Here is a 7,494-nt window from a genome sequence, read left to right on the forward strand (position 1 = left end):
CCGGGTCGTACTTGCTCGGCATGACATGCACCTTCCCAAGGAAGGAGGTGCGCATCAAACGCGGGATGGTTCACCCAGCGCCAAGTTGGCGTATGCCAATACTGCGTTGTCGCGGCTCATCCTGAGCATCTGCACGGTCAGCGCTGAGCTCCATGAAGCTAGGAATGCTGCCGCGAAGACCGACACGATCATGCCCGCGCGGATTCGGGTGCGGTCCTCTGAAAACAACCGCACCAACTCTGGGCCGCTGGACTGGGGGGATGGGGGCGGAATGAATCCCGCTACCAGCCAAAAACCGATCAAAAAGATGACGAGCATCCACAGGCCGCTGTACACGCACCACCGCTGGGCACTGGTACTCATTGTCGTAAGCCTCCATGCGGACGGTGATGTGCGTTCCGAAAAATTATTGGGCGCTGACCGGGCGCCGCTGGGCTTCCACCGTGGGGAGCTGTCGAACTCAATCGTTTGGTAGCGCACCGAGAGGCATAGTAACCAGTCGATTGACTATGAATCAATGATTTAGAGTCGAGCTGTCACTCGGGCGGCGGGTCGTGATCGACCCGCCGAAGGTCGAGTATTTGCTGAGCGGGTTGATCGCCGGTCGAACATGACCGTGGCGATCGGCAGTTGATCGTCGGCGCTGGGCGTACTGGGATTCGAACGGTAGTCGACCGGGGGTGGGAGTGGACGGAACGTCCGATTGGGCGTCGTCCATCGGATGACAGTCACCCGGCGGTAATTGACGCTGCTCAACGGGGCGGTAGTCCCGGGGGTTCATCTGCCGGCATTGGCCTTAACCAGGGGTGGGTGGCGATTGCGGGCGGCGCGCCAGCTGCGTCGCAGGCTTCCAGCAAGTCATTGACTCAAAATCATTGAATGGACGTCAAGAGATTGCTAGTGTAATCGCAGAGCGGGCGGATTCACCCCAAGCGCCTAGCTCGGAGGGCCAGTCCAATGGGACGTTCGGGCTCTTCAGTAAGAGCGAAGGGAGCCGATCAATGAGGATCGGATTGCTACCACCACTGGATACGGCAGGCAGCGCCACCAGCCTGCCTGCCGAGACTCCCGGGCTGCGACCCCGACCTGCCGCAACAGTGCCCGTCCGCTTCATTGAGACGTACGCGACGCTATTCGAGATCAACGGCGGCAGTCATGTGGACCTTGATTACCAGTGACGGGCGCCGGCTAGCGGAAATCGGCTCCGAGGAGATCGCACGCCGAACTGTGCACACCCTGGGCTTCACCCAGTGGCGCGGACCGTTCTCCTGGGATGTGGTCGGTAACGACGGGCGTCGGTTCGTCGCCGAGATTCGGCACCATGTTGACAGCGGCCGATCATGAAAACCCGTGATGACCTGCGCGTCACAACGGTCTCGGATGTCGGCATCCCTCTGGCCGCGATCGCGACGGCGATGAGTGCTTCGCGGAGAGTTCATCCGTGCGAGCTGGTGCGGCTCCGCGTCGCTGAATATGGGCGCGGCTTCCGCGCTCCGTGACAGTGGAAAAACCAACTGGCGGTCACCACCATGCAACAACTACAAGAAACGAATTTGGCCTGGTTGCTCATCGAAGCCGTCAAGCCTGAGCTCGACGCCCGAGAGTGCAACCACGTCTTCATCAGCCTAGGGGCCGGCGACGCATTCACCGCAGTTCGTATCCTGATCAAACTGATTGATACCAAACGGATTTGCCTGCCGACGCGCCTAGTACAACTCTGCGCTACGTGGCTCGAGGCATACCAGTTGCACGAGGACCACGCGCAACTTGCAGCGCTCATCGACGGCATAGCTGTCACTGCCGCCGAGCTTCGGACGCAGCCGATCGTGCGAGCCCTTACCCGCACGAGAAGCCCAGCAGCTCTGGCGATTGCGTCCAGCGCCTGTCGCGACCGGGGAGTTGCCGCGCGGGCTGGCTAGCCGCGCTGTTTTGCGAAAAGACCTGGTGTGGTCAAACCTCCGTGAATCCGGACTCGGACTCGCGCGGCCCACGCCGACCAAAAGTAGTCCGCCGTCGAATGGAGGCACAATCACCATGAACAGGAACCAGAGTAGTTATGTCGCAGGCGATTATCCGGGATGGCGCCTGAAGATGAGCGCCAAGCAGGCATGGGCCATCCTGACTGCTGGCGTGCTCAGCTATGAAATCGCTTGCCGGGATGGCCAATTGCTCAGCGAAGGCGTGGATGATTGGCTGATTTCGCGTCCAATCCTCACCCGGGCAGCGATCGCAGCGATGGCGCTGCATCTGGGTAACGCGGTCCCCAAGCGCTATGACGTCGTCTCGCTGGGGTTCCAGGTGCTTCGACACAGCTCCCGGTACCTGGTGGCCGACCGGGCGGCGAGCTGACATGGCGCTCACCCCCACCGCAGGCGCAGTAGGCCGCGACAGCACCGTCCGGCTGCCCTGCCGACCTGATGAATCCGACCCTGGCAGAGGGCATCACCGATGACGGGGCGGCATCGCAAAGTCCGGACCCCAACATCAAGGACGACGGCCTTGACGTTCGCGGTCACTGGGGTGGTCCTGGGGGGTAGCAGCGGGGGACTTGCAGTCCATGCGAGTGCGGCGACGGACAGTGAATGGGATCTGGTGTCGCGCTGTGAGTCTGGCGGTGATTGGTCGATCAATACCGGCAATGGGTATCAGGGTGGGCTGCAGTTCGCGCCGTCCACGTGGAGTGCCTACGGGGGAGACCAGTATGCGGCCGAGGCGCAGCGGGCGACCAAGGAACAGCAGATCGCTGTAGCCGAGCGGGTGCTTGCGGGGCAGGGCCGTGGGGCGTGGCCGGTTTGCGGTGGGCCCCTGTCGACGGCCACGCCACGCAATGTCCAGTCGGCTGCGGACGTGCCCGCACCGGAGATCGTAACGGTCATCGACGCCGCGGCCCGGGATGTTGCGGCGCCCTCTCCGGATGTCGAGCCAGCCGGGCTGCCGCAACCGCTAGACGCGTCTGCGCCACAAGCCTCACCGGAGCCGCCCGCCCTAGCGGAGGTCGCGCAATTGACAGTCGCGGTACCGGATGTGCAAGGTTCCCCGATGGATTCGCTGCGCGAGCCGCAGCCCGCTCCGCCGGATTCCAAGCAAGGAGATCCCGCCCCAGCGCTCGATGCCCTGGCAGAGGCTGGACCTGCCCAAGATGCCGTGCTGCTACCACCCGCCGATCCTCTGCCGCTCGATCCTTCGCCAGACCCGTCGCCCCGGCCGCCGGCGCAGTTAGTGCACGCCTCGGCCACCGACCTAACCGATGGCGTAGCCACCGAGGCCACCCTGATGGCGCTCATCCATCGCTATTCGGGCACACCGTACATCTGGGGTGGAGATTCCTCCGCGGGCACGGACTGTTCAGGGCTGGCGTCTTGGCTGGCGAACACGGCCACCGGCCGTCCCGTGTTCGGTGATCGGTTCGACACCAGCACCGAGGAATCGGCACTCCTGGCAAGAGGATTCAGGTACGGCACTGCGCCCGGGGCGTTGGTGATTGGCTGGAATGATCACCACACAGCAATCACGATGGCCGACGGAACACCGGTCGCCAGTGGCGAGGGCGGAGGCATCCACATCGGTGGCGGCGGCGCCTACCAGCCCCAGTTCAATCATCACATGTACTTGCCGATCGCATCCGATAGCGTTGATAGCTGATGGTTGCCTGGTGACCTGACGAGACTTATCGACAATCCACTGACAATTCATGTCTAACAACGGTTTTAAAACAATGGTAGGGGTATGGGTACTGACGTGAATCCTGACGGACGCAAGCTGCTCCGCCTGGAGGTCCGCAACGCGGAGACGCCGATCGAGCGCAAGCCGCCGTGGATCAAGACCAAGATCAAGATGGGCCCCGAGTACAAGGACCTCAAGAGCCTGGTCAAGCGCGAGGGCCTGCACACGGTGTGCGAAGAGGCCGGCTGCCCCAACATCTACGAATGCTGGGAGGACCGCGAGGCCACCTTCCTGATCGGTGGCGAGCAGTGCACCCGCCGCTGCGACTTCTGCCAGATCGACACCGGCAAGCCCGCCGACCTGGACCGGGACGAGCCGCGCCGGGTGGCCGAGAGCGTGCACACCATGGGCCTGCGGTACTCCACGATCACCGGCGTGGCCCGCGACGACCTGCCCGACGGCGGCGCCTGGCTGTACGCCGAGACGGTCCGCCAGATCCACGCGCTCAACCCGAACACCGGTGTCGAGCTGCTGGCGCCCGACTTCAATGGTGTGCCCGCACTGCTCGAAGAGGTCTTCGACTCGCGCCCAGAGGTGTTCGCGCACAACGTCGAAACCGTGCCGCGCATCTTCAAGCGCATCCGCCCGGCGTTCCGCTACGAGCGCAGCCTCGGCGTCATCACCGCCGCCCGCGACTACGGGCTGGTGACCAAGAGCAACCTGATCCTGGGTATGGGCGAGACGCCCGAGGAAATCCGGGTGGCCCTGCAGGACCTGTACGACGCGGGCTGCGACATCGTCACCATCACGCAGTACCTGCGTCCGTCGCCGCGGCACCACCCCGTCGAGCGGTGGGTGCGGCCGGAGGAATTCGTCGAGCACCAGCAGTTCGCCGAGGGTCTCGGCTTCGCCGGTGTCCTGGCCGGACCGCTGGTCCGCTCGTCCTACCGGGCCGGAAAGCTGTACAAACTGGCGGCGCAAATGCGTGTTATACAACCGCACCGCTGATAGGCGAAGGTGGCTTGCCCGCCTGACCTCACGCTAAACAGCGGCGCAACCTGCGTCGTCGGCCGCGACGACAGCGTCGGCCCCATACAACGCTGACCTTGCACGCACAGTTTAGGTTTCGGCTACTGTTCCGATCTCCGGCTCGTTCAAGTAGCGCTGGTCTGATCGAGTACGGCGGACGATCGCCGATCTCGATTGCTGACTGCTTGGATGTTCAGCCGTTGTTTCGGCCAGGGTTACCGGGCGAAGGTGATCGTCGTTGTCGACAATCCGCTCGGCCGGGTCTACCGCCGGAACGTGTAGCCGTTCGTGGCTCGTGAGCGAGTGCGTAGCTCGTGTCTTCACGACCGGCGGCGGTGGCGTCTTTGGCGCTACCGCCACTGGTTGTTCAGGGACGTCCACGACGTACTCGCTAAGACAGTTAAGTCGACGTCTGTGGGCGCGAGCTCTGTACTCAGCTCCATGTTCCGGCTCTGGTGCGACCATTGATCCGCTAGACAGTCCGCTTCTTGGCGTCGAACTAGACGGAATAGCCGTGAAAACCATAGGTAGACAGTGGATATGCAGCTTCGACCAGTTGCCTGGCCGTCGTCACCGCAGCCTCGGCTTCTTTTTTGCTCAGTGGAACACCTTCGTGAATTGCTCGGTTTCTGGGCTTCGCGACTTGCTCCTTTGCCTGCTCGGACAACGACGGCGACACGGTCTGAGGCATCTTTTCGGCTACTAGCCCGAGCAAGTTCCCGAGCATTTTGGTCTTCTCAATCTGTCTTGTGACGGTTGGGCTGTTCGCGGCGATCGCATATTGATCGAGAAGTTCCGTCACAGCCAATTCAGTTGCGGTGGCCGCATCGAGCGTTGCCCGCCGGTGTTCGTCGTGGCGCGCAAGCGAATGCGCGTCACAGATGAGACGCCACGCTAACGGCGGCCGCTTCGAAGCGCCGGCAAGTGCAAAACACCGCTCAAGCTGTGCTCGGCTAAGCGGTGCACCGCAGTAGCCACGTGTGTCACCGAAGCTAATCGTCGAAAAACCCGGTGCATCGCCGTCTGCGGGTTCGAGTATCCACATCGAGACAACGTCAAGCATCGCACGGCGACTTTTCTGGCCGAGTCGGAGTAGATCCTGAGAAGAAACGACACCTATCCACTCAGCGAACCGTGGCCACCAATGGGCATAGTCCCGTCCGAAGTGCCCGACGGTGTCTTGGAGCTCATCGTCATTTCCAGCTTTACCTTCGGTCTCGAACCGAAGTCTCTCCACCACTGCGGCGGTGTAAATCGCTCGAAGTTCGGCTGATTCGGGGTCGTCATAGGGGTTCTGCAAGCAGCCCCACTTGCTGTCGCCAGCGTATTGCGCTTCGGCAGCGTCAGCAGCATCACCGCGGGCGCGCAACGCTGAGAACGGTGCCACCAAGTTGTAATCATGTTTCTCGGTATCGATTCCAGGGAGCTTTACGGTCATCGGAAAGCAGGCAGTGCTAGATTCGAAGCTCGCGTCGAGGCATTCGACCTGTACCAAAAATCCTGCTTCGCAAGCCATTTCGCCTTCCAGGCGTTTCTTGGTCAATTCTTCATCGCTTCCCGGCTCGCGGCGGCACTGATACCGCGATCGGCTAGGCCACGACCATTGCGGCCGGTCCAGCGGCCGTGTTCGAAATTCATGCTGCGCATACCTATACATTCGCACAGCGTCGATATTTTGGAATCATCTGACGCCATTACCTCGCCCCCCTCGGTATCGATTCTGCTGAGTCTGCATGTTCCCGGCTGCCTAGCACCCGTCTTACGCCGCAAATGTTGCGGGGAGGTCCGCGAGCGACTCGAGGCTGCTGTAGATGACCGATGCGGGCCTGTCGCTCGGCTTCGGCAGGCTACCGAGATCACGTGGTACAGGACGTACTGGATCATGCCAGCCCACGGACCGATGTCGACCGGTTGGTACTGTGCAACTTCGGTCTCCGGCCAATGACCGTTGTCGCCGAGCGCCCAAGTCGACTCAGTTCTCCTCCGGCGTAACGTATTACGTTCCGGAGGTAGCTTGTCTCGTTGCTCGAGAGTGGGCCGGATATGTCGGTTCTGGGATGTGCCGCGGTCGACGAATTATGTATGAATTGTGGCGAACGTTGGTAAGTTGCGCTTCGTGGAATGGCATTCACCGTTCAGTGCCGAAATGGACATGCGGAAGGCGCACCTGGAAGCGTTGCCCGGTTTTCAGCTGAAGGAAGACCTCGAAGCACTCCAGCGTTGCCTGCACGTTTTCAGTAGGAACGCTGCTGACCTTGCGGGGCATGTCAGCCAATTCCTGACCTCGCCGCAGATCGCGAAGGAGATCTCTGAAGAATACGTGAATGAACTGGTGCGATTGCTTCATAACTATCTCACCTCAGTTACATCAGTGATTGATTCGCAGCGGGTTGTGATGCGGCATCGGTGGCCGACGAAAGGAAGCTCGCCCGGCATATGCGGCGAATGCAGACGACCGTTGCCGATGGAGGAAAATCTTTCTGAATTTGAGTCCAAGGTCTACGCCTCGAAGCTTGCCGAGGCATTCGAGACGGGAGAGGGCGTATTCATGACGAAGCTCCGGAATTACTGCACTCACTATTCAATCCCGGTACCTGAACTGGCGACGACTCTTAGCTGGGGCCAGGGCATGCCCGGTACCGCCCGCGTTAACACTCTGCAGCTTGACCGAGACAAGCTGCTGAGGTGGGGCGGTTGGACGGCCGCCGGTAAGGCCTACTTAAAAAGGCTCTTCATGATTGAGGGTGTAGAACGGTCAGCTGCTGTCGGCCTGTGATTGGGGTGTCTGGTTGGCTGGGTGTG

Annotated in this window: 6 protein-coding genes and 2 pseudogenes; 7 read left to right on the forward strand and 1 reads right to left on the reverse strand. The window is 61.6% G+C overall.

Features of this window, described 5'->3' with window-relative positions; translation table 11 throughout:
- From ACJH6J_RS29595 to lipA, 6 genes and pseudogenes are all read left to right on the forward strand, one after another.
- Window positions 1–475: hypothetical protein (locus tag ACJH6J_RS29595; protein ID WP_406804975.1), on the forward strand; the 475-nt coding region annotated here is incomplete at its 5' end.
- Window positions 476–1,529: 1,054 nt separating this feature from the next.
- Entirely contained in the window at window positions 1,530–1,919 is a 390-nt protein-coding gene (locus ACJH6J_RS29600; protein WP_406804976.1) for a hypothetical protein, read from the forward strand.
- 172 nt (window positions 1,920–2,091) lie between these two features.
- Complete coding sequence (locus ACJH6J_RS29605) at window positions 2,092–2,349, forward strand: hypothetical protein (RefSeq protein ID WP_406804977.1); 258 nt, start codon at window positions 2,092–2,094, stop codon at window positions 2,347–2,349.
- A 99-nt stretch (window positions 2,350–2,448) separates the two neighbouring features.
- Window positions 2,449–2,784: pseudogene (locus ACJH6J_RS29610) on the forward strand (transglycosylase family protein); the annotation flags it as partial.
- A 489-nt stretch (window positions 2,785–3,273) separates the two neighbouring features.
- A pseudogene (locus ACJH6J_RS29615) lies at window positions 3,274–3,630 on the forward strand (NlpC/P60 family protein); the annotation flags it as partial.
- A 96-nt stretch (window positions 3,631–3,726) separates the two neighbouring features.
- The gene (gene lipA / locus ACJH6J_RS29620) at window positions 3,727–4,671 is read left to right on the forward strand and encodes a lipoyl synthase (protein ID WP_406804978.1); all 945 of its coding nucleotides are present in this window, start codon (window positions 3,727–3,729) and stop codon (window positions 4,669–4,671) included.
- A 520-nt stretch (window positions 4,672–5,191) separates the two neighbouring features.
- On the opposite strand, the gene ACJH6J_RS29625 is transcribed toward lipA, so the two are convergent.
- Window positions 5,192–6,235 (reverse strand): hypothetical protein, encoded by a 1,044-nt coding sequence (locus ACJH6J_RS29625; protein WP_406804979.1) that lies wholly within the window; start codon window positions 6,233–6,235, stop codon window positions 5,192–5,194.
- Between the two features lie 603 nt (window positions 6,236–6,838).
- Here ACJH6J_RS29625 and ACJH6J_RS29630 point away from each other — a divergent pair.
- A complete protein-coding gene (locus tag ACJH6J_RS29630; RefSeq protein ID WP_406804980.1) occupies window positions 6,839–7,468 on the forward strand; it encodes a hypothetical protein in 630 nt (209 codons plus the stop codon).
- Window positions 7,469–7,494: the final 26 nt, after the last annotated feature.

Origin of the sequence: Mycobacterium sp. SMC-18, from assembly GCF_045310895.1 — a bacterium.
Lineage (GTDB): Bacteria > Actinomycetota > Actinomycetes > Mycobacteriales > Mycobacteriaceae > Mycobacterium.

Bases quoted from the DNA above. Each gene is read 5' to 3' on its own strand.
- ACJH6J_RS29600 (WP_406804976.1), top strand. From the start codon at position 1,530: ATGCAACAACTACAAGAAACGAATTTGGCCTGGTTGCTCATCGAAGCC.
- ACJH6J_RS29605 (WP_406804977.1), top strand. From the start codon at position 2,092: ATGAGCGCCAAGCAGGCATGGGCCATCCTGACTGCTGGCGTGCTCAGC.
- lipA (WP_406804978.1), top strand. From the start codon at position 3,727: ATGGGTACTGACGTGAATCCTGACGGACGCAAGCTGCTCCGCCTGGAG.
- ACJH6J_RS29630 (WP_406804980.1), top strand. From the start codon at position 6,839: ATGGACATGCGGAAGGCGCACCTGGAAGCGTTGCCCGGTTTTCAGCTG.